The organism is Variovorax sp. R-27 (genome assembly GCF_049913215.1).
In the GTDB taxonomy this organism is placed as follows: domain Bacteria; phylum Pseudomonadota; class Gammaproteobacteria; order Burkholderiales; family Burkholderiaceae_C; genus Variovorax.
The window spans coordinates 1,671,237-1,697,590 of sequence record NZ_CP183984.1; the positions used below are offsets into that span (position 1 = coordinate 1,671,237).

General features: G+C 68.3%; 25 protein-coding genes. 15 read left to right on the plus strand and 10 right to left on the minus strand.

Going from position 1 to position 26,354, the window contains the following annotated elements:
* Position 1: 1 nt before the first annotated feature.
* The 10 genes from yaaA to ACN9MV_RS07550 all read left to right on the plus strand — a co-directional run bounded on the left by yaaA (position 2) and on the right by ACN9MV_RS07550 (position 9,701).
* Entirely contained in the window at positions 2-784 is a 783-nt protein-coding gene (yaaA, locus tag ACN9MV_RS07505) for a peroxide stress protein YaaA (RefSeq protein ID WP_307613700.1), read from the plus strand.
* Positions 784-1,626, plus strand: coding sequence for a 2OG-Fe(II) oxygenase (locus ACN9MV_RS07510; protein ID WP_093049025.1), 843 nt, complete (start codon positions 784-786; stop codon positions 1,624-1,626). Before yaaA ends, ACN9MV_RS07510 begins: the two co-directional genes overlap by 1 nt.
* A 29-nt stretch (positions 1,627-1,655) precedes the next feature.
* Positions 1,656-2,558 carry an alpha/beta fold hydrolase gene (locus ACN9MV_RS07515; RefSeq protein ID WP_426391734.1) on the plus strand — a complete coding sequence of 301 codons (903 nt, stop codon included), beginning with the start codon at positions 1,656-1,658 and terminating at the stop codon, positions 2,556-2,558.
* Positions 2,555-3,424 (plus strand): NADPH-dependent 7-cyano-7-deazaguanine reductase QueF, encoded by an 870-nt coding sequence (gene queF, locus ACN9MV_RS07520; protein WP_093049031.1) that lies wholly within the window; start codon positions 2,555-2,557, stop codon positions 3,422-3,424. Before ACN9MV_RS07515 ends, queF begins: the two co-directional genes overlap by 4 nt.
* Positions 3,425-3,540: 116 nt before the next feature.
* Positions 3,541-4,470 (plus strand): SDR family NAD(P)-dependent oxidoreductase, encoded by a 930-nt coding sequence (locus ACN9MV_RS07525; RefSeq protein WP_093172327.1) that lies wholly within the window; start codon positions 3,541-3,543, stop codon positions 4,468-4,470.
* A 79-nt stretch (positions 4,471-4,549) separates the two neighbouring features.
* Positions 4,550-5,440 (plus strand): LysR family transcriptional regulator, encoded by an 891-nt coding sequence (locus ACN9MV_RS07530; RefSeq protein WP_093049037.1) that lies wholly within the window; start codon positions 4,550-4,552, stop codon positions 5,438-5,440.
* Between the two features lie 13 nt (positions 5,441-5,453).
* On the plus strand, positions 5,454-6,341 hold the full coding sequence (locus ACN9MV_RS07535) for a LysR family transcriptional regulator (protein WP_093075728.1): 888 nt from the start codon (positions 5,454-5,456) through the stop codon (positions 6,339-6,341).
* Between the two features lie 99 nt (positions 6,342-6,440).
* Positions 6,441-7,595 carry a mandelate racemase/muconate lactonizing enzyme family protein gene (locus tag ACN9MV_RS07540; RefSeq protein WP_426391735.1) on the plus strand — a complete coding sequence of 385 codons (1,155 nt, stop codon included), beginning with the start codon at positions 6,441-6,443 and terminating at the stop codon, positions 7,593-7,595.
* 90 nt (positions 7,596-7,685) lie between these two features.
* Positions 7,686-8,696: a Bug family tripartite tricarboxylate transporter substrate binding protein gene (locus ACN9MV_RS07545; protein ID WP_093172321.1), complete on the plus strand. Its 1,011-nt coding sequence runs from the start codon at positions 7,686-7,688 to the stop codon at positions 8,694-8,696.
* A gap of 297 nt (positions 8,697-8,993) precedes the next feature.
* Positions 8,994-9,701: an arylmalonate decarboxylase gene (locus ACN9MV_RS07550; protein WP_426391736.1), complete on the plus strand. Its 708-nt coding sequence runs from the start codon at positions 8,994-8,996 to the stop codon at positions 9,699-9,701.
* Positions 9,702-9,707: 6 nt separating this feature from the next.
* Here ACN9MV_RS07550 and ACN9MV_RS07555 read toward each other — a convergent pair whose 3' ends face one another.
* Genes ACN9MV_RS07555 through ACN9MV_RS07565 form a run of 3 tightly spaced genes read right to left on the minus strand, consistent with a single transcriptional unit; the run spans position 9,708 to position 13,046 of the window.
* Positions 9,708-11,072, minus strand: a complete 1,365-nt coding sequence (locus tag ACN9MV_RS07555; protein WP_426391737.1) for an MmgE/PrpD family protein — start codon at positions 11,070-11,072, stop codon at positions 9,708-9,710.
* 14 nt (positions 11,073-11,086) lie between these two features.
* Positions 11,087-12,250 carry an acyl-CoA dehydrogenase family protein gene (locus ACN9MV_RS07560; RefSeq protein ID WP_093049052.1) on the minus strand — a complete coding sequence of 388 codons (1,164 nt, stop codon included), beginning with the start codon at positions 12,248-12,250 and terminating at the stop codon, positions 11,087-11,089.
* 10 nt (positions 12,251-12,260) lie between these two features.
* On the minus strand, positions 12,261-13,046 hold the full coding sequence (locus tag ACN9MV_RS07565) for a citryl-CoA lyase (protein ID WP_093172316.1): 786 nt from the start codon (positions 13,044-13,046) through the stop codon (positions 12,261-12,263).
* 107 nt (positions 13,047-13,153) lie between these two features.
* On the opposite strand from ACN9MV_RS07565, the gene ACN9MV_RS07570 reads away from it, so the two are divergent.
* Genes ACN9MV_RS07570 through ACN9MV_RS07580 form a run of 3 tightly spaced genes read left to right on the plus strand, consistent with a single transcriptional unit; the run spans position 13,154 to position 18,014 of the window.
* Entirely contained in the window at positions 13,154-15,481 is a 2,328-nt protein-coding gene (locus tag ACN9MV_RS07570) for an acyl-CoA dehydrogenase (protein ID WP_093172314.1), read from the plus strand.
* 43 nt (positions 15,482-15,524) lie between these two features.
* Positions 15,525-16,511, plus strand: coding sequence for a Bug family tripartite tricarboxylate transporter substrate binding protein (locus ACN9MV_RS07575; RefSeq protein WP_093172312.1), 987 nt, complete (start codon positions 15,525-15,527; stop codon positions 16,509-16,511).
* A gap of 3 nt (positions 16,512-16,514) precedes the next feature.
* On the plus strand, positions 16,515-18,014 hold the full coding sequence (locus tag ACN9MV_RS07580; RefSeq protein ID WP_093172310.1) for a class I adenylate-forming enzyme family protein: 1,500 nt from the start codon (positions 16,515-16,517) through the stop codon (positions 18,012-18,014).
* A gap of 1 nt (position 18,015) precedes the next feature.
* On the opposite strand, the gene ACN9MV_RS07585 is transcribed toward ACN9MV_RS07580, so the two are convergent.
* On the minus strand, positions 18,016-18,432 hold the full coding sequence (locus tag ACN9MV_RS07585; RefSeq protein ID WP_093172309.1) for a nuclear transport factor 2 family protein: 417 nt from the start codon (positions 18,430-18,432) through the stop codon (positions 18,016-18,018).
* A gap of 218 nt (positions 18,433-18,650) precedes the next feature.
* On the opposite strand from ACN9MV_RS07585, the gene ACN9MV_RS07590 reads away from it, so the two are divergent.
* Complete coding sequence (locus tag ACN9MV_RS07590; protein WP_093049069.1) at positions 18,651-19,331, plus strand: hypothetical protein; 681 nt, start codon at positions 18,651-18,653, stop codon at positions 19,329-19,331.
* On the opposite strand, the gene ACN9MV_RS07595 is transcribed toward ACN9MV_RS07590, so the two are convergent.
* On the minus strand, positions 19,274-20,482 hold the full coding sequence (locus ACN9MV_RS07595; RefSeq protein ID WP_093172308.1) for a DNA topoisomerase IB: 1,209 nt from the start codon (positions 20,480-20,482) through the stop codon (positions 19,274-19,276). The genes ACN9MV_RS07590 and ACN9MV_RS07595 overlap by 58 nt on opposite strands.
* A 121-nt stretch (positions 20,483-20,603) precedes the next feature.
* Between ACN9MV_RS07595 and ACN9MV_RS07600 the strand changes: the two genes are divergently transcribed.
* Complete coding sequence (locus ACN9MV_RS07600) at positions 20,604-21,647, plus strand: purine-nucleoside phosphorylase (protein WP_426391739.1); 1,044 nt, start codon at positions 20,604-20,606, stop codon at positions 21,645-21,647.
* Between the two features lie 10 nt (positions 21,648-21,657).
* Here ACN9MV_RS07600 and ACN9MV_RS07605 read toward each other — a convergent pair whose 3' ends face one another.
* The 5 genes from ACN9MV_RS07605 to ACN9MV_RS07625 form a co-directional block, all read right to left on the minus strand.
* Positions 21,658-22,341, minus strand: a complete 684-nt coding sequence (locus ACN9MV_RS07605; RefSeq protein ID WP_093172304.1) for a TIGR02117 family protein — start codon at positions 22,339-22,341, stop codon at positions 21,658-21,660.
* 7 nt (positions 22,342-22,348) lie between these two features.
* Positions 22,349-23,542 (minus strand): Y-family DNA polymerase, encoded by a 1,194-nt coding sequence (locus tag ACN9MV_RS07610; RefSeq protein ID WP_093049081.1) that lies wholly within the window; start codon positions 23,540-23,542, stop codon positions 22,349-22,351.
* Between the two features lie 119 nt (positions 23,543-23,661).
* Positions 23,662-24,267 (minus strand): YiiX family permuted papain-like enzyme, encoded by a 606-nt coding sequence (locus tag ACN9MV_RS07615; protein WP_093172302.1) that lies wholly within the window; start codon positions 24,265-24,267, stop codon positions 23,662-23,664.
* Positions 24,268-24,297: 30 nt separating this feature from the next.
* Positions 24,298-25,785 (minus strand): TRAP transporter large permease subunit, encoded by a 1,488-nt coding sequence (locus ACN9MV_RS07620; protein ID WP_093172301.1) that lies wholly within the window; start codon positions 25,783-25,785, stop codon positions 24,298-24,300.
* Positions 25,786-26,310 (minus strand): C4-dicarboxylate ABC transporter substrate-binding protein, encoded by a 525-nt coding sequence (locus ACN9MV_RS07625; protein ID WP_093049090.1) that lies wholly within the window; start codon positions 26,308-26,310, stop codon positions 25,786-25,788.
* Between the last annotated feature and the right edge of the window lie 44 nt (positions 26,311-26,354).

Consider the following 26,354-nt stretch of genomic DNA (forward strand, 5'->3'; position numbering starts at 1 on the left):
GATGCTCTTCCTGCTTTCCCCTGCAAAGTCGCTCGATTACGACACCCCGCTCCCCTCCGAACTCCCCGCCACCCAACCCCATTTCGAGTCTCCGCGCGGCCCTTCGGTCGAGCTGATCAAGCTGCTGCGCGAGAAGTCGCCCCAGCAGATTTCTGAACTCATGCACCTGTCGGACAAGCTCTCGGCCCTGAACGTGGCCCGCTACGAGGCCTGGTCCAGCAAGAGCAGCGCGAAGAACGCCCGCCAGGCCGCTTTCGCCTTCGACGGCGACGTCTACGGCGGCCTTGACGCCCGCACCCTCACCAGGGCGCAGCTCGACTGGGCGCAAGACCATGTCTGCATCCTCAGCGGCCTCTACGGCCTGCTGCGCCCGCTTGACCTGCTGCAGCCCTACCGCCTCGAAATGGGCACCCAGTTGGCCAACCGCCACGGCAAGGACCTGTACGCCTTCTGGGGCTCGCGCATCGCCGAGCACCTGAACGAGCGCTTGGCGGCCGATCGCACCCCGGTGGTCGTCAACGTCGCCTCGCAGGAGTACTTCAAATCGGTCGACAAGAAGGTGCTCAAGGCCCGTGTGGTCGAATGCGTGTTCGAGGAGTGGAAGGGCGACAAGTACAAGATCGTGAGCTTCTTCGCCAAGCGTGCTCGCGGGCTGCTGGCGCGCTGGGCCGTGCAGCACAAGGCGGCCACGCCCAAGGCACTGGAAAAGTTCGATCTCGAGGGTTATGGTTTCGACGCTCAGGTGTCAACCGCCGAAAGGCTGGTGTTCAGGAGAAAAGTCTGATGTCCCAACCAATCAGTCCGGAACTGCGCGAGTGGCTGGTGGCCCAGCTCGCGGCCGGGCACTCGGTGCCGGCGCTGCGTGCGTCCATGCGCGCGGCCGGCTGGCACGATGCCGCCGCCGACACGGCGCTGGCCCAGCTCGAAGCCGGCTTCCCCAACGTGGAAGTGGCCCTGCCGCCCGTGCACACGGAAATGCCCGGCCCCGACCTCGATGGCGCGCCGCTGCACCTCGACGCAGGCGACCGCCGCGTGCAGGTGCTGCAGACCATGCGGCATCCGCGTGTCATCGTCTTCGGCAACCTGCTGTCTGGCGAAGAGTGTGAAGGTCTGATCGCCGCTGCGCGCGTGCGGCTTGCGCGCTCGCTCACCGTGGAGACGCGCACCGGCGGCGAGGTACTCAACGTCGATCGCACCAGCGACGGCATGTTCTTCGAACGTGGCGAGAACGAGATCGTCGCGCGCCTGGAGCAGCGCATCGCAGCGCTGCTGCGCTGGCCGCTCGAATTCGGCGAAGGCCTGCAGATCCTGCGCTATGCCCCCGGCGCGCAGTACCGCCCGCACTACGACTACTTCGACCCGAACGAGCCGGGCACGCCCACCATCCTCAAGCGCGGCGGCCAGCGCGTCGCCACGCTCGTGATGTACCTGCAGGAGCCCGAGGGCGGCGGCGCCACCACCTTCCCCGACGTGGGCCTCGAAGTGGCGCCCGTGCGCGGCTGCGGCGTGTTCTTCAGCTACGACCGGCCCGACCCCGTCACCCGCACCCTGCACGGCGGCGCGCCGGTGCTGGCGGGCGAAAAGTGGGTTGCCACCAAGTGGCTGCGCGAGCGCGAGTTCAAATAGAAGACCAGAGAAAGAAGACCAGGGAACCAATGAAAGTCACCGCCAACGGGCTGCAGATCGAAGTCGACGACACCGGAGGCGAAGGGCGCCCTGTCATTCTGCTCATCATGGGCCTGGGCATGCAGCTGGTGGCCTGGCCCACCGGCTTCGTGCAGCAACTGGTGGAGGCGGGCTTTCGCGTGGTGCGCCACGACAACCGCGACATCGGCCTGAGCCAGGGCTTCGACCACGCGGGCGTCGGCAACCTGGTGTGGGAAACGATTCGCCACCGCCTCGGCCTGAAGGTGCGCTCGGCCTACACGTTGCAGGACATGACCCTCGATTCGCTCGGCGTGCTCGACGCACTGGGCATAGCCAAGGCCCACATCGTCGGTGCCTCCATGGGCGGCATGATCGCCCAGCGCCTGGCCGCCAGCGCGCCGCAACGCGCGACCAGCCTCGTGAGCATCATGAGTTCGAGTGGTGCGCGCGGCCTGCCCGGGCCGCGCCGCGAAGTCACCTCCATGCTCATGCGCCGTCCGTCGGGCAGCAGCGAGCCCGAACTGGTCGCGCACAGCATCAGGCTGCTGCGGCTCATCCAGAGCCCCGCCTATCCGCAAAGCGATGAAGACCTGGCCGAGCGCCTCACCTTCAGCATGCGGCGCTCTTACCACCCGGCAGGCCTGATGCGCCAGATGCTGGCCATCGGCGCCGATGCCGACCGCCCCCAGGTGCTGCCGCGCATCCAGTCGCCCACGCTGGTGCTGCACGGCGAGGCCGATGCGCTCGTGCCCATCGCCTGCGGCGAGGACACTGCCAAACGCATTCCGGGCTCGAAATTCGTCTCCGTTCCCGGCATGGGTCATGACCTGCCGCCCGAGGTGTGCACCATCCTCGCCAACCACATTGCTCCGTTCGCGCACGCGGCGGAATCCAGAGAAGCCAAGCCATGAGCCACGACCCGACGAACCCCAACACGCCCGAGCAATCGCAGCTCGGCCGCGCCTCGGCCTACGCCGACCACTACGACCCCACGCTGCTGTTTCCCATCGCGCGCGCCACGCAGCGCGAGGCCATGGGCATCAAGGCCGGCGCCTTGCCGTTCTTCGGCGCCGACCTCTGGAGCGCCTTCGAAGTGAGCTGGCTCAACCTGCGCGGCAAGCCGCAACTGGCCATCGCGCACTTCACCATTCCGTGCGAGACGCCCAACATCATCGAGAGCAAGAGCTTCAAGCTCTATCTCAACAGCTTCAACAACAGCCAGTTCGCGAGCATCGACGCGGTGCGCGAGCGCCTGCGCGCCGACCTGTCGGAGGCCGCATGGCGCGGCAGCGACCAGTCGGCCGGCATCGGCGTGAATCTGCTGGCGCCCGACATGTTCGACCGCGAGCCGGTGCACGAACTCGACGGCCTCGACCTCGACCGCCTCGACATCGAGTGCACCCACTACCAGCCCGCCCCCGAGCTGCTGAGCAGCGACGCCACGCAGGTGCACGTGAACGAAACCCTCACCAGCCGCCTGCTCAAGAGCAACTGCCTCGTCACCGGCCAGCCCGACTGGGGCAGCGTGCAGATCCGCTACAGCGGCCCGCCCATCGACCAGGCCGGGCTGCTGGCGTACATCGTGAGCTTTCGCAACCACAACGAATTCCACGAGCCCTGCGCCGAGCGCATGTTCACGGACATCTGGAGCCGCTGCAAGCCGACCAAGCTCATGGTGTATGCGCGCTACACGCGTCGTGGCGGGCTGGACATCAATCCGTTCCGTACGAGCTGGCCGCAGGCGCTGCCGTTGAATATCCGCACGGCGCGGCAGTAAGCCGAAGCAGCCCTTAAGCCCCTCTTCGGAAACCCGAAACCCGCTCCTGCCCCGCCTGTGGCATTCTGAAATTCGCCCGCGAACCCGCGAGCGGAACATCCGGAGCAGAGACAAACATGGTTGAAGGAAAAGTGGTCGTCGTCACGGGCGCGGGCGGCGGCATCGGGCGCGACATTGCGCTGGCCATGGCGGCCCACGGTGCGAAGGTGGTGGTCAACGACATCGGCGCCGCGCTCGATGGCGCACTCGACGCCGAAGGCGGCGGCCCAACCCGCAGCGCAGGCCCGGCCCAGCAGGTGGCCGACGAGATCCGCGCGGCCGGCGGGCAGGCTGTTCCCAACGCCGACAACGTGGCCGACGCCGCCAGCGCGGCACGCATCGTGCAGTGCGCGGTCGACAGCTTCGGGCGCATCGACGTGGTAGTCAACAACGCCGGCATCCTGCGCGACCGCTTCTTCCACAAGATGTCGGTCGACGAGTGGGACTCGGTGCTCAAGGTGCACCTGTACGGCTCCTACTACGTGAGCCGCGCGGCAGCCACGCATTTCAAGGAGCAGAACTCGGGCGCGCTGGTGCACATGACCTCGACCTCGGGCCTCATCGGCAACTTCGGCCAGGCCAACTATTCGGCCGCCAAGCTCGGCATCGTGGCGCTGTCGAAGTCGATTGCACTCGACATGCAGAAATTCAACGTGCGCTCCAATTGCATCGCACCCTTTGCCTGGAGCCGCATGATCGGCGCCATTCCCACCGACACCGACGAGCAGCGCGCCCGCGTCGACAAGATCAAGCAGATGACGCCCGCCAAGGTCGCGCCGCTCGCCGTCTACCTTGCGAGCGATGCGGCTGGCGGGGTCAACGGCCAGATCTTTTCGGTGCGCAACAACGAGATCTCGCTCATCAGCCAGCCGCGCCCGGTGCGCTCCATCCACCGCTCCGAAGGCTGGACGCCGCAGAGCATCGCCGAGCACGCCATGCCCGCAATGCGCGCCAGCTTCTTCCCGCTGGACCGCTCGGCCGACGTGTTCAGCTGGGACCCGGTCTGAGGAGAAACCCGCAAGAGGGTACGCACGGCACCATTCGCCGGACAATGCGCGTTCCCTTCCTCTTTGATGCCCGCGCCCGGTGAACCTGCACTTCGACCTGTTCGACCTGAAACTGTTCGTCTATGTGGCGGACGCGCGCAGCCTCACGCGCGGCGCCGAGAAGGCCTGCATCTCGCTGGCCGCCGCCTCCACCCGCATCAAGCAGATGGAAGAGGCCGTGGGAGGCAAGCTGTTGCACCGCAGCGCGCAGGGCGTGAGCCTCACTGCCGCGGGGCAGGCGGTGCTGTACCACGCCAAGCGCGTGATGCAGCAGATGGAGCACCTGCGCTGCGACATGCAGGACTTCGGCAAGGGCATCAAGGGCCATGTGCGCGTGTTCGCCAACACCACCTCGATCACCGAGTACCTGCCGCAGAAGCTCGCGGGCTTTCTCACGCAGCACCCGGCCGTGCAGGTCGACCTGCGCGAATACCTGAGCGAAGAAATCGTGCGCGCGGTGGCAGACGGCGAGGCCGACATCGGCATCCTCGCCGGCGACGTGCACACGGGTGACTTCGATGCACGGCCGTTCGGCAGCAACCAGCTCGTGCTGGTCGTGCCCACCACGCACCACCTCGCGGGCGCGTCTTCAGTGGCCTTTGCCGACACGCTCGACGAGCAGCACGTGGGCCTGCACCACGGCAGCGCCATCCACCGCTTCCTGCAGCGCCGCGCCGAGCTCGCGGGGCGGGGCTTCAACCCGCGCATCCAGGTCAGCAGCTTCGAGGCCATCTGCCTGATGATCGAGGCGGGCGTGGGGGTCGGCGTGCTGCCGGCGTCTTCTGCGCAGCGGTTATCGATGGCGATGCGCATCTCGACCGTGGCGCTCAGCGATGCATGGGCCGAGCGAGAGCTGAAGCTGATCGCGCGCAACCGCGAGCAGCTGCCGGCCTCGGCGCGCGAGCTGTTCGACCACCTCGTCGCGCATTGAGGGCGCGGCCATCATGTCCGCCGACCTGAAGTCGCTGCGCCTGTTCGTGGCCGTGGCCGATCACGGCAGCATCAGCGAGGGCGCCAAGCGCTGCCATATCGCGCTCGCGGCGGCCAGCAAACGAATCTCCGATCTTGAAGCCCGCGCGCGGCTGCCGCTGCTGGTGCGCCATGCGCGCGGCGTCACGCTCACGTCGGCGGGGCATGGCCTGCTGCTGCATGCGCGCGCGGTGCTCTCGGCCATGGACCGGCTCGGCGCCGAGCTCGACGATTTCCAGAACGGCGTGGCGGGCGTGGTCAGCATCACGGCCAATGCATCGACCATCGCGCAGTTTCTGCCGGCGCAGATCGGCTCCTTCCTGCGGCTGCACCCGGTGCTGAAGATCGACCTGCAGGAGCGCGCCAGCACCGAGGTAGTGAAGGCCGTGCAGGCAGGCCTGGCCGACATCGGCGTGATCGAGGGCAACACGTCCGCCGACGGCCTCGAATGCCTGCCCTACCGCAACGACGAGCTGGCCGTGGTGATCGCGCGCGACCACCCACTGGCCCGGCGCAAGCGCATCGATGTAGACGAGGTGCTGCGCCACGACCATATCGTGGTGCGCGAAGGCACGGCCCTGCACCGCGTGCTGCTGGCCGCTGCGCTGGAGGCGCAGGTGCCGCTCAAGGTGCGCATGCAGGTGGGCAGCTTCGACATGGTGTGCCGCATGGTGGAGCAGGGCGTGGGCATCGGCGTGCTGCCCTATGCGGCCATCCTGCCGCAGCTGCAGATACTGAAGCTGCGCTGCCTGAAGCTCGATGCACCCTGGGCCATGCGCCGCCACCTGCTGTGCGTGCGCAGGCAGCAAGATTTGACCGTGGCTGCGCGCTCGGTGCTGGAGCACCTCGGCCGGCCAGACTGAGCACGAGGCTTCGCGCCGCGCGAAGCCTCGCGCCCGCCAAAAACGAATTGTTCTCTCGCGGCCCGCGCGCAAAGATCGCGCAAACCAAAGGAGACACCCTTGAAGATCGTTCGCGTCAGCGCCACGCCGCTGAACATTCCCGTCACCATCGACGTGGTCGGCCTGAACAAGCAGACCTCGCTGTCGCTGTGCCTCACAGAGATCGAGACCGACACCGGCCTCGTCGGCCACGGCATGACTGCCATCACCGAGGAAGAAATCGTTGCCGCAGCCGTGCGCGAGGTGGCGGGCCCCGCGCTGATCGGCGAAGACCCGATGGCCACCGAACGCCTGTGGGACAAGCTCTACTGGCTGCTCTCGCCGCGCGGCCAGACCGGCTACGCCAGTCATGCCATCGCAGCGCTCGACATCGCGCTGTGGGACATCAAGGCCCGCGCGCTGGGCCAGCCGCTGTGGCGCCTGCTCGGCGGCGCGCGCGCCAAGGTGCCGGTGTACGCCACCTTCGGCTTCGGCTTCTTCGAGCGCGACCAGCTCGCGGCCGCCGCGAAGCTGTGGGTGTCGCAGGGCTTCCAGCGCCTGAAGATGACCGTCGGCAACCACGCACTCGCGCGCCGCGACGAGCCGCGTCCGCTTGACGAAGTCATCGCCGAAGACGTGCGCCGCGTCGCCGCTGTGCGCGAGGCCGTGGGCCCCGACGTGAAGCTGTATGTCGACGCCAACTGCGGTCTCGACCTGTTTCACGCCACCGAACTCGCGCAACGCATCGAGCCCTACGGCATCAGCTTCTTCGAGGAGCCGCTCACGCAGAACGACGTGCGCCAGATGGCACAGCTGCGCGCGCGCACCCGTATTCCGCTCGCCTGCGGCCAGAACGAGGGGCTGGCCTTCCGCTTCCGCGACCTGCTGGTGAACCAGGCAGCCGACGTGCTGCAGCCCAACGTGACCATCTCGGGCGGCTACTCGCAGTGCCTGAAGATCGCGGGCATGGCGCAGGCCTTCAACGTGCCCATCGACAACGGTGGCGCCTGGCCCTTCCACAACATGCATCTGCATGCGGGCGTGTCGAACGGCGGGCTGGTCGAGTACCACTACGTCGCGGTGCAGATGCTCAAGCAGATATTCGACGGCCTGCCGGTGCCCGACCAGGGCTGGCTCACGCTGCCCGAGACACCGGGCCTGGGCTTCACACCCAATGCCGACCGCGTGCGCGAGCTGGCGAAGCTGCCGACCTCGCACGGCAAGGGCAAGGCCTGAGCGGCCAGGCGCTGCCTTCCGGCAACACTTTCCTTCACGACCAGGCCGCGACAGACGGCCGGCGATTCCGACCAAGACAACGGAGACAAGATGAAAGCCAGACAAGCGATTCGACCCGCGCGCCGCCATGCACTGCGCGCAATGGCGGCCCTGGGCCTTGCGGGTGCGTTCACCCTCGCGGCGCCCGTGGCCTGGGCCCAGAAGTACCCCGACAAGCCGATTCGCCTCGTGGTCGGCTATTCGGCCGGCGGCGGTGTCGATGCTGTGGCCCGCCTGCTCGGCGTGCGCCTGTCGGCCGTGCTGGGCCAGCAGGTGCTGGTGGAGAACCGCACCGGCGCCACGGGGCTCATCGCGGCCGAGTTCGTCGCCAAGGCGCCGCCCGACGGCTACACGCTGATGATGGGCGACAGCGCCTTGCTCATTGCCAAGCTGCTGCAGCCGAAGATCGGCATCGATCCGCTCACCAGCTTCAAGCCGGTGGCGGGCGCCTTCATCTCGCCGCTGATGATCGTCGCCAACAACGACTTTCCCGCGAAGACGCCGGCCGAGCTGGTGAAGGAGCTCAAGGCCAATGCCTCGCGCTATTCGTATGCCACGTCGGGTGTCGGCACGGTGCAGCATCTGGGCTTCGAGATGCTCAAGCAGGCCACCGGCAGTTCGGTGGTGCATGTGCCGTACCGCGGCGCCGCGCAGATCGTGCCGGACGTGATCGGCGGGCAGATTCCTCTTGGCGTGGTGAGCGCGACGGCGGGCATGGCGCAGGCCAAGGCGGGCAAGCTGCGCGCGGTGGCGCTGATGAACACGGCCAAGCTGGAAGGCGCGGAGAGCGTGCCGCCGTTGGCCGATGCGCTGCCGGGGTTCGATGTGGCGCCGCGCATCTTTGTGCTGGCACCCGCGGGCACGCCGAACGATGTGGTCGAGAAGCTGTCGGCTGCGGTGAAGTCGGTGCTCGATACGCCGGAGGCCGGCACGGCTGCCGCGGCGCAGGGCACGCTGCGTGCCTATGCAACGCCTTCGCAGCTTGGGAAGGACATGGCTGCGGAGACTTCTCGGTGGAAGAAGATCATTTCTGATCAGCGCATCGTGGCTGAGGGGAATTGAGTTTTTTTGTTCGTGGGGCGCTCACGCCGACGGGGTACCTTGCTCCGCGAATGTCCCCCGGGGCTTCGCCCCTCCTCCTTTATTTCGCTGCGCAAGGCACCCCGCCGTCGTGATCGTTCAGAGCACTGGTTAATCAGCCGCAAACCGACAGCACGTCCGGTGCACAGGGCGCCGGGTGCTCCCCGCAGCGAAATAAAGGAGGAGGCCGCAGGCCGGGGGACATTCGCGGAGGGGAGTACCCGGTGGCCTGTGCACATACCCCGAAACAAGAGCCAAAAAAAGCATGGAGCCATCGAAATGACCACACCTCACCTGGGCCTGATCGTCCCCCCCGCAGCCGGCGAAGTGCCGGTAGACGGCCCGCTGCTTTACGGCGAACGCATCCGCTTCAGTGCCAAAGGCCTGGGCCTTGGAGAAATCTCGACACGCGGTTATCTCGACGTCATCGACTCCGTGGTCGAGAAAGCCGTGGCGCTCAAGGAGGAGGGCGTGAGCGCGGTCTCGCTCATGGGCACCTCGCTGAGCTTCTTTCGCGGTGCGGCCTTCAACCGGCAACTCGAAGTCGAGATGGCGCGTGCCACTGGATTGCCCTGCACCACCATGAGCAACGCCATCGTCGGCGCACTGCGTCACCTCGGAGTGCGGCGCGTGGCGGTGGCCACCGCGTACATCGACGAAGTCAACCTGCACCTGCGCAAGTACCTGGAACAGAGCGACTTCGAACCCCTCGCGCTCGAAGGCCTTTCCATCTCCGACGTGAAGGCCGTGGGCGAAGTTCCGACGCAGGTGCTGGTCGATCTGTGCCTGAAGGTCTTCGATGCCCAGCCCGGCGCCGACGGCATTCTCATCTCTTGCGGCGGGCTGGTCACGCTCGATGCGGTGCGCGCAGTCGAAGCGCGCCTGCGGGTGCCCGTGGTCTCGAGTTCGCCCGCAGGCTTCTGGGACCTCGTCGGCACCGCCGGGCTCGATCCGCGCGTGCCCGGCCAGGGACGCCTGTTCGCCTGAGCCGCTTCAGCCGATAAGCCAGCGCCCCACGCGCGGCGTATCGGCCAGTTGCCAGACCCGCTCGCACAGCGCCTTCGCTTCTTCTGCCGTCACGCCTTCGCCGTAGTGCGCCAGGCGCTGCATCTTGTCCTCGATTTCCGCGCGGTCCAGGCTGTTGCCGGGGTCGCCCTTCGGTTCATCCACACGGCCCTGCAGCGTGCGGCCGTCGGTTGTCTGCACGCTGACCTTGCCGATCCAGCGTGCGGGGTAGGCAGTGTCGACTTCATCGTCGAGCTGCATCGCCACCTTGTCGCGGAAGGCCGAGACCTCGGGCGCGAGAAAGTCGCGGTCGAACTCGCCTAGGCCCGCGCGGCCGTGCACGGCGATGAGGCCCAGCACTGTGCCCATCGAGAACTTGCCCTGGTGCACGGTGGCCGGCACGGTCACGCGGCCCAGCACGTCGATGGCGCCCTGGTGCACGTGCGTGGTCACGTGCGACACGTCGGTGGGCTTCAGCTTGTTCTGCGTCATCACCTGCAGCAGCGCGTCGGCGGCGGGGTGGGTGTGGCGGCAGGAGGCGTGGTATTTGAAGGAGGTCTCGGCCAGCGTCCAGCGCGTGCCGAGGCCGTCGGTGAGCTTCGCAGGGTCGGCGTCGCTCGACATGCCGACGCCCAGGCCCTGCGCGCCTTCGAGGATCTTCGCGGCGCCGGTGAAGCCGTCCTGCGCGAGGTAGGCCGACATCAGCCCGCTCGCTGCCGCATGCGCGCAGTGCAGCTGCTTGGAATCGGCCGCGTCGCGCAAGAACTCCCACACGCCGGCCGACTGCGTGCCGGCCGAGCCGAAGGCGTGCAGCATCTGCTGCGGCGTGAGGTCCAGCAAACGGCCCACCGCAGCGGCGGCTGCGAGCGTGCCTGCAGTCGCGGTCGTATGAAAGGTCTTGTAGTGCGAGCGTCCGAGAAATTCGCCAACCCGAATGCCCACCTCGTAGCCCGCGACCACGGCCGTCAGCAGCTGTGCGCCGCTCGCGCCGATGCTCTGCGCCACGGCCAGCGCAGGCGCAATCACCACGGCGGCTGGATGGAACACCGAGCCGTTGTGCACGTCGTCCTGCTCCACGAAATGCGAGGCCGCTGCATTGACCAACGCAGCGAACACTGGCGAGCTGGTGCGGCGCGAGGTCAGTATCTCGCTGGGTCCGTCGGCGGGGCCCATCATCTGCGCAAAGCGTTCGATGCTTCGCACCGGCCGTGCGGTGCGGGCCGCGAGCACCGAGCCCAGCCAGTCGAGCATCAGGTCTTCCGTGCGGCGCAGCACGGGGGCAGGAATGTCGGCGAACTGCAGTTCAGCGGCGAAGGTTGCGAGCACCTTGCTCGGGTGGTCGACTGGGTTCATGGCGATGAAGTCCTTCAGAACGAACGGGGCAGGCCGAGCATGTGCTCAGCCACGTAGCTCAGGATCAGGTTGGTCGAGATCGGCGCCACCTGGTACAGCCGCGTCTCCCTGAACTTGCGCTCGATGTCGTATTCACACGCAAAGCCGAAGCCGCCATGGAACTGCAGGCACGCGTTCGCCGCCTCCCAGCTCGCCTTGGCCGCAAGGTACTTCGCCATGTTGGCCTGCGCGCCGCAGGGCTGGTGCGCGTCGAAGAGGCGACAGGCTTCATAGCGCATCAGGTTCGCCGCTTCCACTTCGATGAACGCCTCGGCAATCGGAAACTGCACGCCCTGGTTCTGACCGATGGGCCGGCCGAACACCACGCGCTCCTTGGTGTAGGCCGTTACCCGGTCGATGAACCAGTAGCCGTCGCCTATGCATTCGGCCGCGATCAGCGTGCGCTCGGCGTTGAGCCCGTCGAGGATGTACTTGAAGCCCTGGCCTTCCTCGCCGATCAGGTTCTCGGCCGGAATCTCGAGGTTCTCGAAGAACAGCTCGTTGGTCTCGTGGTTCACCATGTTCAGGATGGGCTGTACCGTGAGCCCCTTGCCGATGGCCTCGCGCAGGTCGACGATGAAGATCGACATGCCCTCGGACTTCTTCTTCACGTCCGCCAGCGGCGTGGTGCGCGCCAACAAGATCATCAGGTCCGAATGCTGGATGCGCGAGATCCACACTTTCTGGCCGTTGATGACGTAGCGGTCGCCCTTCTTCACCGCCGTGGTCTTGATCTTCGTGGTGTCGGTGCCGGTGGTGGGCTCGGTCACGCCCATCGATTGCAGGCGCAGTTCGCCGTTGGCGATCTTCGGCAGGTAGTTGCGCTTCTGCGCTTCGCTGCCGTGGCGCAGCAGCGTGCCCATGTTGTACATCTGGCCGTGGCAGGCGCCGGAGTTGCCGCCGCAGCGGTTGATTTCTTCCATGATCACCGAGGCCTCGGTCAGCCCCAGGCCCGAGCCGCCGTACTCCTGCGGGATCAGCGCGGCCATCCAGCCGGCCTTGGTGAGCGCGTCGACGAATTCGGCGGGGTAGCCGCGTGCCTCGTCGATCTTGCGGAAGTAGGCATCGGGAAACTGCGCGCACAGGTCGCGCACGGCGTCGCGAATGTCGGGAAAGCTCTTGTCGTTGGCGTTGTTCATCGGTCGTTGCTCAGTCAGTCCTGGCGGGGCCGCCGGCTTCTTTCTCCACGCGTTGCCAGATCTCGATGGCCATCGGGTCGTCGATCTCCTCCAGGATGTGGCCCACGAGGCCGATGGCGCGCGCCATCACGCCGAAGCCGCGAATGATCTTCCACGGAAAGCCGAACTCGGCCGCAATGGCGCCGATGGCCCCGGTCGCGTTGATCGGCAGCGACTTGCCCGACACGCGCTCGGCTTCTTCCTGCACCGCCTGCATCAGCGCGACATAGTGCGTGGAGAGCCCGTTCTCCGCCGCGATCTGGAACAGGCGCGGCGTGCGCGGGTCGATGGGCTTGTGCAGCGGATGGCCAAGGCCCGGCACGATCTGCTTGTGCGCGCGATGGTCGGCCACGATGTCTTTTGCCATGTCGGCGAGCGGGCGCGTGGGCTTCTCGCCAAAGGGAATCGCTTCGTAGAGCATCTTCGCGGCGCCCTCGGTGCTGCCGACGAACACCGTGCCCAGGCCGCAAAGGCCGGCAGCCACGGCGGCTTGCAGTGCTTCGGGTGCGCCCGCATAAGTGAGGCGAGCAGCCAGCGCGCTGGGCGTGATGCCGTGCTCCACCAGCGTGACGACGATGGCGTTGAAGGTGACGGATTCCTGCGGCGTCGGGATGCGCCCTGTCAGCTCCAGGAAGGCCATGTCGCCGAGATTCAGGTGGCCGAGGATTTCCGAAGGCAGGTCGCGCCCGCGCACGGTGATCTTGTCGGGCGTGCTGTGGCCCAGCTCGGTGTGCAGGGATTTCTTGATTTTCGTCATGGCAGCGAATCTAGCCCGCCCTCGCGCGGGGTGGTTCTCTGATTGCGAAACCCTCCCTTCGGCAAATGCAAATGCTCGCTCGCGGGGTCTTCAGGCACGCTGCGGCGATGGATCTTGAATCACTTTCGGCAGTGCGCGAATCGGCGCTCGACTACTTCGTTCGCAGCCGCGCTATCCAGCGGCGGCGCGCATGCATGGAACAACCCGGTGCCGACGAGGCCGACGGCTGGGGCGGCATCGCCGCGCTGGGCTGGCCCGGCATGCTGGCGCCCGAATCGGCCGGCGGCCTCGCGCTGGGCCTCGACGGCGCGGCGGAGATCCTGCGGGCTGCGGGCGAGCATGTGGCGCCCGAGCCGCTGCTGGCCGTGGCCGGCCTCAGCGCGCTGCTGCTGGCGCGGCTCGGCACGCCGGGCGCGGATGCCCTGCTCGCTGAATTGGTCGCGGGCCGCAGCCTGCCCGCGCTGGCATGGCAGGAAAGCGCCGGCGACCTGAGCGCGGTGCCGCTGGCCTGCGGCTGCGAAGTACGGCCCGGGCACACAGGCGGCGTGCTGCTGCAAGGCGAAAAACTCATGGTGCTGCCCGGTGCGGCTGCCAGCGGCTGGCTGGTGTCGGCGCGCGGAGAGGACGATGCGGTGCTGCTGTGGGTGCCACGCGGCACCGAAGGCGTGACCGAAACGCTGGTGCCGCTGGTCGATGGCAGCCAGGCCTCGAACCTGCGCTTCGAGCAGGTGGCGTTGCCGCCCGGCGCGGTGCTGGCCGAAGGCCCGGCCGCGCAGGATGCGTTGCGCCATGCCCTTGCGGCCGGCCAGATCCTGCAATCGGCCGAGCTGCTGGGCGCGGGGCAGGCCATGCTGGCGCAGACGCTGGCCTACCTGCGCACGCGCTCGCAGTTCGGCAAGCCCATCGGCAGCTTTCAGGCGCTGCAGCATCGCTGTGTCGACATGTTCATCCACCTCGAAGTGGCGCAGGCCACGTTGAACGAGGTGCTGGCTCTGGCTGCACAGGGCTTGCCGGCGGACCGGATCGAAGCCGAGGCGAGTCGCGTCAACGCGCGCTGCACAGCCGCTGCGCTGCAGGCGTCGCGAGCATCGGTGCAGTTGCATGGCGCCATCGGCTACACGCAGGAGTGCGACCTGAGCCTGTTCTACAAGCGTGTGCTGTGCCTGTCGGCCTGGCTGGGCAACGTCAGCGCGCATCAGCGCCGGCATGCGTCGCTGTCGGGCGATGCGGAAGCCACGACGGGGGCGGCCGAGTGGCAGGGTGAGTTTCCGCGCACCGCGGACTGGTCCGCCATGCCCGAGGCCGACTTCCGCAGCATGGTGCGCGCCTTCCTGCAGCAGCGCTATCCGCCGCAACTGCGTTATCTCTCGCACCGCGCGCGCTGGAGCGAGATGCGCGAGTGGTATCTCACGCTGTCGGCGCAAGGCTGGATCGCGCCCGCGTGGCCGCAGGCGCATGGCGGCATGGGCCTGCCGGCGGACAAGCTCATCGCGTGGATCGAGGAGCTGGAGCAGCACGGCGTGGCGCGCGCGCCCGACCAGGGCATCGTGATGATCGGCCCGCTGCTCATCCAGCACGGCACGCCCGAGCAGCAGCAGCGCTTTCTGCCGCGCATCCTGAGCGGCGAGCATGTCTGGTGCCAGGGTTACTCCGAGCCCAATGCCGGCTCCGACCTCGCGGGCCTGCGCACCGAGGCGCTGCCCGCGCGCGACGCGCAGGGCGATCACTTCGTCGTGAACGGCCAGAAGATCTGGACCACGCTCGCGCAGGACGCCAACCACATCTTCATGCTCGTGCGCACCGACAAGGACGCACGCAAGCAGGAGGGCATCAGCTTCCTGCTGTGCGACCTGCGCACGCCGGGCATCACCATCCGGCCGATTCATACGCTGGCCGGCGAGCCCGAGTTCTGCGAAGTGTTCTTCGACAACGTGCGCGTGCCGGCAGAAAACCTCGTGGGCAAGCTGCATGGCGGCTGGACCATTGCGAAGGCGCTGCTGGGCTTCGAGCGCATCTTCCTGGGCAGCCCCAAGCAGTCGCAGTACGCGCTGGGCCAGCTGGCGCGGCTGGCGCAGGCGCGGCGCCTGTTTGCCGACCCGGTGTTCGCGCAGCGCTTCGCCGCGCTGCGGCTCGACGTGCTCGACCTGTCGGCCGCCTACACGGGTTTCGCGAGCATCGTGCGCGCCGGCAAGCCGCTGCCGGCTTCGGTGTCGCTGCTGAAGATCTGGGCGAGCGAGACCTATCACCGCATCGGCGCGCTGCTGGTCGAGGCGGGCGAAGAGCAGGGTGCCGTGGCCGGCGACCAGTTGCTCGACGGGCAGAGCTTCAACGTGCTCTCTCCGCTCATCGGCTCCACCGCCGCAATGATCTACGGCGGGACCAACGAGATACAGCGCAACATCCTCGCGCGCCAGGTGCTCGACCTGCCGGCCTGAGCGATGTAGCCGACGAAGAAATACACAACAGGAGACAACGCTCATGACATCGACTCACTTCTCGCGCCGACACCTCATGGCCGCGATGGCAGGCAGCGCGGCGCTGACCGCATTGCCGCACCGTGCTTTCGCGCAGCAGCCCTTGCCGCCGCTCATCAAGCTCGTCGTCGGCTATTCCGCAGGCGGCCCGGTCGACGGCGCCGCGCGCCTGCTCGCACCCGCGCTGAGCCAGGAGCTGGGCACGCAGGTCATCGTCGACAACCGTCCCGGCGCCAGCGGCTCGCTCGGCGGCGACGCGGTCGCCAAGGCCGCGCCCGACGGCACGATGCTGTTCTTCGGCGCGAGCCCGACCATCACCATCAACCCGAACGTGCAGCGCAAGATGGCCTTCGACCCGATGAAGGACCTGACGCCCATCGCGCCGCTGGTGGACTACACCAACGTGCTCGTCGTCAACAACGAAGTGCCGGTGCGCAACCTCGCCGAGTTGCTGGCCTACGCGAAGTCGCGGCCCGGCAAGGTGTTCTACGGCTCGGCGGGCGTGGGCGCCTCAAACCACCTGAGCGGTGCGCTGCTGGAGAAGATGACCGGCGTGCAGCTGACGCACGTGCCCTACAAAGGCAGTGCACCGGCGCTCGCCGACGTGATGGGCGGCACCGTGACCATGATGTTCGACATCATCGCCACCTCGAAGCCCTTCATCCAGACGGGCAAGGTGCGCGCGCTGGCCGTCACCTCGCGTCAGCGCAACCGCATGCTGCCCGATGTGCCGACCATGATCGAGTCGGGCGTGCCCGGCTACGACGTGGGCGGCTGGTTCGGCCTCTACGGCCCGGCGCGCATGGACCCTGCGCTGGTCGCGCGCATGAACGCCGCGGCGCAGAAGATGCTGGCGCGCGAAGACATCGCGCACCGGCTGCGCGAGCAGGGCTACGACGTGTGGTCTGGTGCGGCCGACCTGCTGGCGACGAAGGGCAGGTCAGATCGCCAGCTCTGGGCGACGGCGTCCAAGGGCATCGAGGCGGAATAGGCGATGCAGAAGATTCATCAGTTGTTGGAGGCACGCGCGGCTCACACGCCGGAGGCTGTCTTTCTTTTCGAACCCGCTGGGACGACGACGTATGCGGCGCTGCAATCGATGGTCGATGCCGCCGCAAACGACCTGCTGGCCGCCGGTGTGCGGCCGACCGACCGCGTGGTGCTGGTGGCCGAGAACTGCGCCGCGCATATCGCGCTGCTCATGGCCTGCAGCCGCGTCGGGGCGTGGTCGTGCGGCGTGAATGCGCGCATGTCGCCGGGCGAGATCACGGCCATTGCGGAGCGTGCGGATGCACGGCTTTGCTACTTCACGACCGGGGCATCCGAAGCTGCTGAAAGGCATGCGCAGAGGGCCGGTGCAGAGCCTTCCGCGCTCGAAGGCGTGATGCGCTCGGCCGTGCGTGCCGAAGCGCGCACCGAGCCCGACCCGGCATTGGCCGACACGGCCGCCATCATCTTCACTTCCGGCACCTCGGGCACGCCCAAGGGCGTGATGGTGTCGCACCGCGGCCTGCTGCATTTCGGCCGCGTCTCGGCGCAGGTGCGTGCGCTGAGCGAGCGCGACCGCGCCTACGCCTTCCTGCCGATGACGCACATCTTCGGCATCGGCACGGTGCTGATGGCCGCGCTCACGGGCGGTGCCGCGCTGGTGCTGCGCGGCAGCTTCTCGCCGGCCGACATGCTGCAGGCGCTGGCGCACGAACAGGTGTCGAACCTGCTCGGGCCGCCGACGATGTATGCGCGCCTGCTGGCCCACATCGAGGCGGAGGGCGTGGCGCCGCGCTTTCCGCAGCTGCGCTACGTCTACACCGGCTCGGCGCCGCTCGATCCGGCGCTCAAGCAGCGCGTGGAGCAGTTGTTCGGCCAGCCGCTGCACTATGGCTACGGGCTGTCGGAGTACGCGGGCTCGGTGTTTCTCACGCGCACCGAGTCGCCGCGCGCGGATACCTCGGCGGGCTACGCGGTGGAAGGCGGCGAGGCCCGCATCGTGACCCTCGACGGCAATGACGCCGCGCCCGGCGATACCGGCGAGATCTGGCTGCGCGGCCCCGGCCTCATGCTCGGCTACTTCCGCGATGCCGCCGCCACGGCGCAGGTGATGCGCCCCGGCGGCTGGTACGCCACCGGCGATCTCGGGCGCTTCGGCAGCGACGGCGCGCTGTTCGTGGTCGGCCGGCTGAAGGAAATGATCATCCGCTCGGGCTTCAACGTATACCCGGCGGAGATCGAGGCGGTCATCGGCCGCTTCGACGGCGTGCACCTGTGCGCGGTGGTCGGCGTGCCCGAGGCCGACGGCAACGAGCAGGTCGTCGCCTTCGTCGAGCTGAAGCCTGGTGCGGTGCTCGACGAGGCGGCTCTGCGCACGCACCTTGTCGAGCATCTGTCGCCCTACAAGCGCCCGGCCCGCATCGAGGTGATCGACGCGATGCCGACCACGGCCAACGGCAAGCTGCTCAAGCGCGAGTTGCAGGCGCGTTGCGCGCCGGTCGGCTGATTCAACCGAAGATCGCGGCCCGGCCCTTCTGCGTGTCCATGTACTCGCGCACCCGGGCGATGCGGCCTTCGCGCAGCTCGAAGACGAAGCAGTAGTCGTTGTCGTAGTGCCTGCCGCTGGCCAGCGTGGCCTGCATGCGCTCTTCGAGGATCACGGTGTCGCCGTCGCAGTACAGGTGAGAGAAGCTCACCGCGACGTCTGCGACGAAGAGTTTGGGAAAGGCCTCGACCAGGAAGTGCGCGATCGCAGCCGGTCCGATCATGTGGTCGGGTACGTCGAGCGCCACCGCTGTCGCGTTGCCTTTGGGCGCCAGCCATTCGGCGTCTTCGGTGAAGACGGCCTGGATGCGCTGCGGGTCGCGGCTCGCAAAGGCCTTCCAGGCTTCGGTGACGGCGCGCTTGTTCTGCTCTGGGGTCATGAGGATCGATCGGGGCGGGAGTGGACGGAGGCACGAAGGTAGAGGCAGGGCCGAGCGTCGGCGCGCCGTTTCCGGACATTCCCAACCGGTGGGCGGGGCCATCGTAGGCACGCTCCTACACCCGCACCCGGGGTCGGGCACGATACTTGTTAACTCCCCCGTTTCAGGAAGTACCTCGTGACCGTGCCGATGAACCCGACGCCCGTGGCTGCTGCGCAATGAAGGCCTCGCCCAGTGCGCGCAGCTGGATCGCCGCCGGCGTGCGCCACGAACTGCTCACACGTGCGTTGCCCGCCCTGCGGCACGACATGGCGGCGCCCGTCTCGGTGATCCGCATGGCGCTGCTGATGCTCAAGCGGCAGGTTGGCGCCGCCACCATCGACGCCGTGGCCTGCGAAGAGCGGGTGGCGCTGATAGACAACCAGGTGTCGGAGCTGATCGAAGCCGTCCGCTCGCTGCGCGATTGGGAACTGGCCACCACCGACGACGGCATCACCCGCAGCGCGCTGGTGGCGCAATGCGTGGCGCTGATGCGCTCGGCCTTCGACCTGCACGGCGTGTCGCTCGACGCCGATGCCTCGCTCGATCCGCAGGAAGACGAGCACCGCTGGCCTGCCGCGGCAGCCCTGCGCTATCTGTTCCTCGGGGCGTTGGGGTACCTGCACGACGGTGCGGCCGAGGCGGGGGCGATCCGTGTCGAGGCAGATGGTGCGAATGCACTGCGCCTCACGGCCCTGCCGCGCGAACCCGGTGGCACGCCCGCCGTGCTCGATGCGCACCGCGCACCGCGCGCCCTGGCCATCGACGCCGTCGCGCTGCAGAACCTGGCTGAAGACCTTGGCTACGCCGTGGCGCTGGATGGCGACAGCGTGCGCCTCGTGCTCGCGACCGGCAACTGAGTCTTGCTGTTGCGGCCTCGCGCTGCACGCCTCCCCCGTGGCGCTCGCAGGAAGGCCAGCAGCCGCCGTTCGGCCGCATGCAGCCCACGTGATGGCCTGGCCGTGCCGTGCCCAGCGATCCTTTCGAACAGTGCGCCGGTGGCTTCGTCGCCCTCCGAGAGCGCACTGCCCAGCGCCAGCACGGCAGGGTGCACGTACGCCTTCTTGCAGACTGCGGGCGTGTTGCCGAGTTGCCTGGCGACGGCCGCGAGGATGTCCTTTGCGCTGTAGCGAGTGCCGTCGGCAGCGGTGCGGCCCGGCTCGCAGGCCAGCCGGGTGAGTTCCAGCGCCTGCACGGTGCCGTGCCAGGTGCGGAAATCCTTCGCGGTGAAGCGCTCGCCTTGCGCGGCTTCGGCCAGGTAGTCGTTCACGTCGGTGGACGAGACGCTGCGCAGTTCGCCATTTCCGCCTCCCTCTGCATCCTCGTCCACGTACTGGAACAGCGCCTGCCCCGGCAGTTGCTGGCATTGCCGTACCACCCTGGCCACGCGCGGGTCGTCGAGCTTCGCCTCGTGCATCACGCCGCTCTTGCCCCGAAAGCGCAGCCGCAGGGCCTGGCCCTGCACGGCCGCATGCCGGTTGCGCAGCGTGGTGAGGCCGTAGGAGCCGTTGCTGCTCGCGTATTCCTCGTTGCCCACGCGCAGCAGCGTGGTGTCGAGCAGGCGCACCACCGCCGCGAGCACCTGGCTGCGGCCCGGCGCCTTCTGGCCCCTTGGCAATTGCAGGTCGCGCGCCACACGGGCGCGGATGCGCGGCAGCGCGAGCGCGAAGGCTTCGAGGCGGTCGAACTTGGTCTCGTCCTTCATCGAGCGCCAGTCGGCGTGGTAGCGGTATTGTTTGCGCCCGCGTGCGTCGATGCCGGTGGCCTGCAGGTGGCCGTTGGGCAGCGGGCAGATCCAGACCTGGGTGTAGGCCGGCGGAATGGCCAGCATGCGGATGCGCGAGATCTCGTCCACGTCGCGCAGCCATTGCCCCTTGGCATCGCGATAGCGAAAGCGCTCGCCGTGCTTCAGGCGGCGGATGCCGGGCATGTCGGGGTTCACGTAGACGAGGCCGTTGGCGATGGGCGTCGGCTTTGACGGAGGCTTTGCAGGAGTGGAAGAGTCCGGCATGGTGTTTGCGTGATGGCGTTACATCGCGCTTTTGCCAGCACCGACAATCGGCGGTTGTAGGACGCCGGACGCGCTTGTTGTCCTTGTCCTGCCGTCCTTGTCCTTCTTAACGGGTTCCAGAATGACTTCTTTCAAGCCCTCCCTTTTCACCGCCCGCTGGCTGGCCGTGCCCGCCGCGGCGCTGCTGTTCACGGCCTGTGCTTCCACTTCGACCCCGACCGCATCTGCCCCGGCTGCGCCCGTGAAGGTCAAGGTCTTCGTCGCCGCCATGTTCGAGATCGGCCAGAACACCGGTGACCGCGCCGGCGAGTTCCAGCACTGGTACGAGCGCTACTGGAAGGGCGCCAGGCCCATTGCGGTGCCCGGCGCACTGCAGCCCGTGTACTGCAACACCGACGGCGTGTGCGGCGCGGTGCTCGGCATGGGCAAGGTCAACTCGTCGTCGTCGATGCAGGCCATCTTGCTGAACCCGCAGTTCGACTTCTCGCAGAGCTACTACGTGATCTCGGGCGTGGCCGGCACTCCGCCCTCGCGCGGCACCATCGGCGAAGTGAGCTGGGCCACCTGGCTGGTCGACTACGACCTGGGCCACCGCTGGGCACCCGAAGAGAACAAGCCCGGCGAGCCGACCTTCATGCCGCGCAAGGGCTACGAGGAATACCGCCGCTTCAAGCTCAACCCCGACCTCGTGGGCTGGGCCATGAAGCTCTCGGCCGACACGCCGCTGAAAGACGCCGACTCGGCCCGCAAGTACCGCCTGCGCTACCCCGATGCCGCGGCCCGCCGCGCGCCCTTCGTGGGCACCGGCACGCACATGACCGGCGACACCTTCTTCCACGGCCCCGGCATGTCGAAGCAGGCGCAGTACATCGCCAAGCTCTACGGTGCCGACGACTACGTCATCACCGAAATGGAAGCCGCCGCCATCACCCTCGTGATCAAGCGCACCCACGGCACCGACCGCGTGATGAGCCTGCGCGGCGCCGTCAACTTCGACCAGGGCAGCCCGAAGGAAACCACGCTGCAGCACCTGGACCCTGCACCGGGCGAAACGGCCGGCGGCTTTGCCGAGACGGTGGAAAACATCGAGCTGGTGGGCAGCCGCGTGGTCGATCACATCGTCGCGAACTGGCCGCAGTGGTCGGCCGGCGTACCCAAGCCCTGAGCTTCGTCGCTCAGGGCCGCACCGGCTTCAGGTGCCACGTCACCGTGAAGTCGAAGGGCGTCCAGCGGCTGACGGTGACGCCCGAGCGCCGCAGCCCGCGCCCAGTCCAGGTGTTGCAGGTCTCGAAGAGGTTGTAGCCGCCTTCGGCTTCGTAGAAGGCGTCCTGGCTGTCGTAGTGCGCGCCCGCGATGGGCGTGGCCTGGCCCGAGGGCAGCGCGGCGCGCACGTAGCCGGCCAGTTGCGCGTACTGCGCCTGCGAGAGCGGCAGGCTGTAGGCGCCGCGCCCCAGCTGGTTGCGCCGCAGGTAGCTCACATGCATCAGCGCGCGGTTGCCGCCCGACAGAGCCCCGAAGGCGCGCGCCGCCGTCAGGTCGCCCCAGGTGGGCGTGTTCAGGTAGAACTCGCGGTCGCCCCAGCCGATGGCGATGAACTCGGCATCGGGCGGCGGCGCCTTGAAGTCTTTCAGCGGGAACACCTGCAGCCAGTCGACGGTGGCCGATCGGATGGGGAACACGTAGTCGGTGTGCACGCCGTTGCTCAGCACCCAGGCCTGCACGTCGGCGGCTGCATCGTTCGATGGCTTCGCATTGGCCGGCCAGAACACCAGCACGCAGGCCGTGGCTACGTAGAGGCCGACCAGTGCAACGAAGCCCAGCAGCGTGAAGGCGATGCGCCGCAGCCAGCGTTTCACCATGGCGTGTTCAGAACAGCGACGCGGTGGTCGCCGCCGGTTCCGACGCGGCGCGATGCGCACCGGCCCCGGCGGGCGCCAGCGCCTCGGGGCTGCCCGCCTTTGCCAGCGCGCCCACACGCACGCCCAGGAGGCGCAGCGGGCGCTCCAGCGGCACGCGTTTCAGGCACAGACCGCCCGTGTGGCGGATGGTCTTCGCGTCGTCCGTGAAGCGGTCGATGGTCTGGTCGCGCGTGGCGATCTTGAAATCGTCGTAGCGCAGCTTGATGCCGATGGTCTTGCCCACGTAGCCCTTGCGCTGCAGGTCGGCGGCGAGCTGCTCACACAGCTGCGTGAAGATCGCGCCCAGCTCGGCGCGGTCGCGCACCGCGTGCAGGTCGCGGTCGAAGGTGGTCTCGCGGCTCATCGACACGGGCTCGCTCTCGGTCACCACCGGGCGGTTGTCGCGGCCCCAGGCCACCTCGTGCATCCATGCGCCGGTGGCCTTGCCGAAGGTGGCAATGAGCCAGTCGCGGTCGCGCGCCGCGAGCTGGCCCACCGTTTCGATGCCGAAGCGCTTGAGCTTCTCGTCGGCCTTGGGGCCGATGCCGTTCACCTTGCGGCAGGGCAGCGGCCAGATGCGCGATTCGAGATCGTCCTCGTAGACGATGGAGATGCCGTTGGGCTTGTTGAACTCGCTCGCCATCTTGGCGATGAGCTTGTTGGGCGCCACGCCGATGGAGCAGGTCAGGCCGGTGGCATCGAAGATGGCTTTTTGCAGCAGTCGTGCCAGCGAGCGCCCGCCGTCGCGCTGGCCGCCGGGCACGTCGGTGAAGTCGATGTACACCTCGTCCACGCCGCGGTCTTCCATGAGCGGCGCGACCTCCAGGATGAGGTTCTTGAAGGCGCGCGAATAGCGCCGGTACTCGTCGAAGTCCACCGGCAGGATGATGGCCTGCGGACACAGCTTGGCCGCCTTCATGAGCCCCATGGCCGAGCCCACGCCGAACTGCCGCGCCGGGTAGGTGGCGGTGGTGATCACGCCGCGGCCGGTGTAGTCCTTCAGCAGCGGAAAGGACTCGACCGGAATGTCGGCCAGCGTGCCGCCCTCGGGCAGGTTGCGGATGGCTTCGTCCACGCGCCGCCGCCCGCCGCCGATCACCACCGGCAGGCCCTTGAGCTGCGGATAGCGCAGCAGCTCGACCGACGCGTAGAAGGCGTCCATGTCGAGGTGCGCGATGCGGCGGATCGGCGGTGTCGCAGGTGACGGTGGCTGGGTCTGTGAACTCACGGCCACGATTGTCTCGCGGTCGGGCGGCGTGTGCCCGTGCGGGGGAGATTCGGTCAGCGGGTTTCGACGGTCACGAGCAGCGGCGATTCGAACATCGCCACCGGCGAGATCACCGGCTCGTCCATCGGCACCTTGTCGCCATAGCGCTCGCGCATCTTGGCGCGCACCGCAGGGTCGCCCAGGTTGAATTCGCGGATCTTCTGCAGCTCGCCGATGCGCACGCCCAGCGCGCGCTGGTAGAGCTTCCACACGAGTTCGGAGCAGTAGATGCGCTTGTCGGACCATTCGAAGGTCAGGTCGTAGGGCCGCCCTTCGAAGTCAGAGGTGCCCGCGCGCAGTTTGGCCACTGCGCCTGGTGTCAGTAGCGTGTCGGCATTGCGCAGCCGCTTCACCACGTAGTGCCCGCCGTTGCCGCGCGCGGTCCATTGCGCAAGCGGCGTGTAGCGCACCGTCGACACCGCCTCGAACACATAAGGCTTGCCGCCCCGCAACAGCACGATGCCCATGTGGCTGTAGCGCGAGCCGGTGGCGCGCTGCACCGCGATGCTCTGCGCCGAACGCGAGGTGTGGAAGATGATGTCGCCGTCTTTCAACGCCGCCGCGTGGCTGGCGCTGAAGGACAGGACGAGCGCGAGTGCGACGGGGAGCTTGAATGTCATACGCCGCGCATTGTGCGGCACGCCGCGGCGCTATTTCTCCTCTGGTGGAGCGGCGCTGTCGCCGGTGTCGGGCGGCGCCATCTCGCGCATCAGGCGGTCCACCGCTTCATCGTTCATCGGCTCGGCGGGCGCGAGCGCGGTTGGCGAGGTGCGCAGCCAGCGCGTGGTCTCGGGCAGCGCCATCACCAGCGCGGTCACGGTGGCGAGCACCGCCAGGTAAGGCGCCAGTGCCCGCGCCACGGCAGCCACCGGCGGGCGCGGCGCGACCTGCCCGCGTGCCAGCACCAGCGCATAGCCAAAAGGCGGCAGCAGGAAGCCGGCCTGCAGCACCAGCAGGGTCAGCGTGGCGATCCATGCGGCGTCGTCGAGCTGGGCGAGCACCGGCGGCATGACGATGGGCACGATGAGGAAGATCAGCTCGAAGGCGTCGAGCACGAAGGCGCAGGCCAGCAGCACGGCCAGCACCGCCATGAGCCCGACCATGGGGTGGCCCTGCAGCGACAGCATGAGCCGCGCGATCAGCCCGTCGGTGCCGAAGCCGCGCAACAGCAGCGAGAAAGTGGTCGCGGCCACCAGCAGCGCATACAGCGCGCCGGTGAGCGCCATCGCGTCGTCGAGCACCTGCCACAGCACCGCCCGCGTGAGCTGGCGCGACACCAGGCCCCAGCCGAGCAGCAGCACGCAGGCGGCGGCCGCGCCCTCGACCGCGCGCACCCTGCCCAGCGTGACCAGCACGAGCAAAGCGCCGATCAGCAGGGGCACGAGCAGCAGCGTCCAGCCTTCGCGCGGCTGCATCGGCTCGCGCGGTGCTGCAGTGGCGGCGGGCTTGTTGCGCCGGGCGCCGAACCACGCGACCGCGAGCCAGCCGATCAGCAGCGCCGCTGCTGGCACCAGTGCGGCCTGGAGGATGTCCTGTGTGTTGACGATGCGGTTGGCATTGGCTGTGGGCAAGGCCAGCGTGCGCGCCATGTTCACGCCCTCGGTGTGGGCGCGTAGCATCGCGTCGCCGAGCAGCAGAAGCACAAGCGATGGCGGCACGATCACGCCCAGCGTGCTGGTCACGGCCACGAGCGCGGTGCGTTGTGCCGCGGGCAGGCCTTCGGCTGCCCAGCCCTTGCCGGCCGTGCGCGCCAGCGTCAGCAGGCTGGCGCCGACCGAGCCGTTCATCGGCGCGAGCATCAGCCCCAGCACCATGCCGGCCAGCTCCGATGCGGCGCGCGGGGCGACGAAAGCCAGCGCCTTGCGCAAGCCGTTGTACAGGTGCTCGGCCAGTGCCAGCCGGTTGAGCAGCGCGCCTACCAGCGCATAGAGCGCCAGCGCCTGAAGCAGGTCGTGCTCCAGCAGGCCGACGATGCGCCACGGCAGGTTCTGCAATAGCGCCGCATCGAACGCGCCCAGCGCCAGTCCGGCCAGCGCGCCCAGCGTGCACACGCCGAGCAGCACGGCATAAGTCGGCCAGCCGGTGGTCATCATCAGCGCCAGGGCCAGCGCGAGCAGGGCGAGTCCGAGCCAGGCCATTCAGTGCCCTCGTGGATGGCGCAGTTCGCGCAGGAGATCGAGCGCGCTCTGCACCGCCAGCAACACCGCGAGCAGCAGCAGCGCCACCTTGATCATGAAATAGCCGGGGTTGAAAGTGTCGGGGAACAGCTCGAACGCGGCCACCGAGCGCCACACCGGCACCGTGGCCGTCACGATCAGGAACAGCGCCCACGGCAGCACGCACAGCGCCGCGCCGATGCGGCGCAGCCGCGCAAAGCGCCCGCTGGTGTCGGCAGCCAGGTCGGGCCGCGCCACGAGGTGCGCGCCGCGGCGCCCGGCGTGCCGCAGCGCCACGGCCACGTACAGCGCGAACAGCCACTGCGCAAGGTCGTTGGCCTGCGTGGGGCCATTGCCCGAGCCGGCCAGGTCGCGCAGCGGCCATTGGGCGAACAGCAGCAGGGCGATTGCGATGGCAAAGGGCATCGCCGCGCGGTCGATCCAGTCGAGCCAGCGCGGGGCCGGCGGCGGGGGAGGGGCTGGAAGATCGGCAGATGGCGGCGTCATGCGACGCCGATAGTCTTCCCGGAACCTGACCACCACCTGCGGCC

Coding starts and splice junctions, on each gene's coding strand:
- yaaA (WP_307613700.1), top strand. CDS start 2: ATGCTCTTCCTGCTTTCCCCTGCAAAGTCGCTCGATTACGACACCCCG.
- ACN9MV_RS07510 (WP_093049025.1), top strand. CDS start 784: ATGTCCCAACCAATCAGTCCGGAACTGCGCGAGTGGCTGGTGGCCCAG.
- ACN9MV_RS07515 (WP_426391734.1), top strand. CDS start 1,656: ATGAAAGTCACCGCCAACGGGCTGCAGATCGAAGTCGACGACACCGGA.
- queF (WP_093049031.1), top strand. CDS start 2,555: ATGAGCCACGACCCGACGAACCCCAACACGCCCGAGCAATCGCAGCTC.
- ACN9MV_RS07525 (WP_093172327.1), top strand. CDS start 3,541: ATGGTTGAAGGAAAAGTGGTCGTCGTCACGGGCGCGGGCGGCGGCATC.
- ACN9MV_RS07535 (WP_093075728.1), top strand. CDS start 5,454: ATGTCCGCCGACCTGAAGTCGCTGCGCCTGTTCGTGGCCGTGGCCGAT.
- ACN9MV_RS07545 (WP_093172321.1), top strand. CDS start 7,686: ATGAAAGCCAGACAAGCGATTCGACCCGCGCGCCGCCATGCACTGCGC.
- ACN9MV_RS07550 (WP_426391736.1), top strand. CDS start 8,994: ATGACCACACCTCACCTGGGCCTGATCGTCCCCCCCGCAGCCGGCGAA.
- ACN9MV_RS07555 (WP_426391737.1), bottom strand. CDS start 11,072: ATGAACCCAGTCGACCACCCGAGCAAGGTGCTCGCAACCTTCGCCGCT.
- ACN9MV_RS07560 (WP_093049052.1), bottom strand. CDS start 12,250: ATGAACAACGCCAACGACAAGAGCTTTCCCGACATTCGCGACGCCGTG.
- ACN9MV_RS07565 (WP_093172316.1), bottom strand. CDS start 13,046: ATGACGAAAATCAAGAAATCCCTGCACACCGAGCTGGGCCACAGCACG.
- ACN9MV_RS07570 (WP_093172314.1), top strand. CDS start 13,154: ATGGATCTTGAATCACTTTCGGCAGTGCGCGAATCGGCGCTCGACTAC.
- ACN9MV_RS07575 (WP_093172312.1), top strand. CDS start 15,525: ATGACATCGACTCACTTCTCGCGCCGACACCTCATGGCCGCGATGGCA.
- ACN9MV_RS07580 (WP_093172310.1), top strand. CDS start 16,515: ATGCAGAAGATTCATCAGTTGTTGGAGGCACGCGCGGCTCACACGCCG.
- ACN9MV_RS07585 (WP_093172309.1), bottom strand. CDS start 18,432: ATGACCCCAGAGCAGAACAAGCGCGCCGTCACCGAAGCCTGGAAGGCC.
- ACN9MV_RS07590 (WP_093049069.1), top strand. CDS start 18,651: ATGAAGGCCTCGCCCAGTGCGCGCAGCTGGATCGCCGCCGGCGTGCGC.
- ACN9MV_RS07595 (WP_093172308.1), bottom strand. CDS start 20,482: ATGCCGGACTCTTCCACTCCTGCAAAGCCTCCGTCAAAGCCGACGCCC.
- ACN9MV_RS07600 (WP_426391739.1), top strand. CDS start 20,604: ATGACTTCTTTCAAGCCCTCCCTTTTCACCGCCCGCTGGCTGGCCGTG.
- ACN9MV_RS07605 (WP_093172304.1), bottom strand. CDS start 22,341: ATGGTGAAACGCTGGCTGCGGCGCATCGCCTTCACGCTGCTGGGCTTC.
- ACN9MV_RS07610 (WP_093049081.1), bottom strand. CDS start 23,542: ATGGACGCCTTCTACGCGTCGGTCGAGCTGCTGCGCTATCCGCAGCTC.
- ACN9MV_RS07615 (WP_093172302.1), bottom strand. CDS start 24,267: ATGACATTCAAGCTCCCCGTCGCACTCGCGCTCGTCCTGTCCTTCAGC.
- ACN9MV_RS07620 (WP_093172301.1), bottom strand. CDS start 25,785: ATGGCCTGGCTCGGACTCGCCCTGCTCGCGCTGGCCCTGGCGCTGATG.
- ACN9MV_RS07625 (WP_093049090.1), bottom strand. CDS start 26,310: ATGACGCCGCCATCTGCCGATCTTCCAGCCCCTCCCCCGCCGCCGGCC.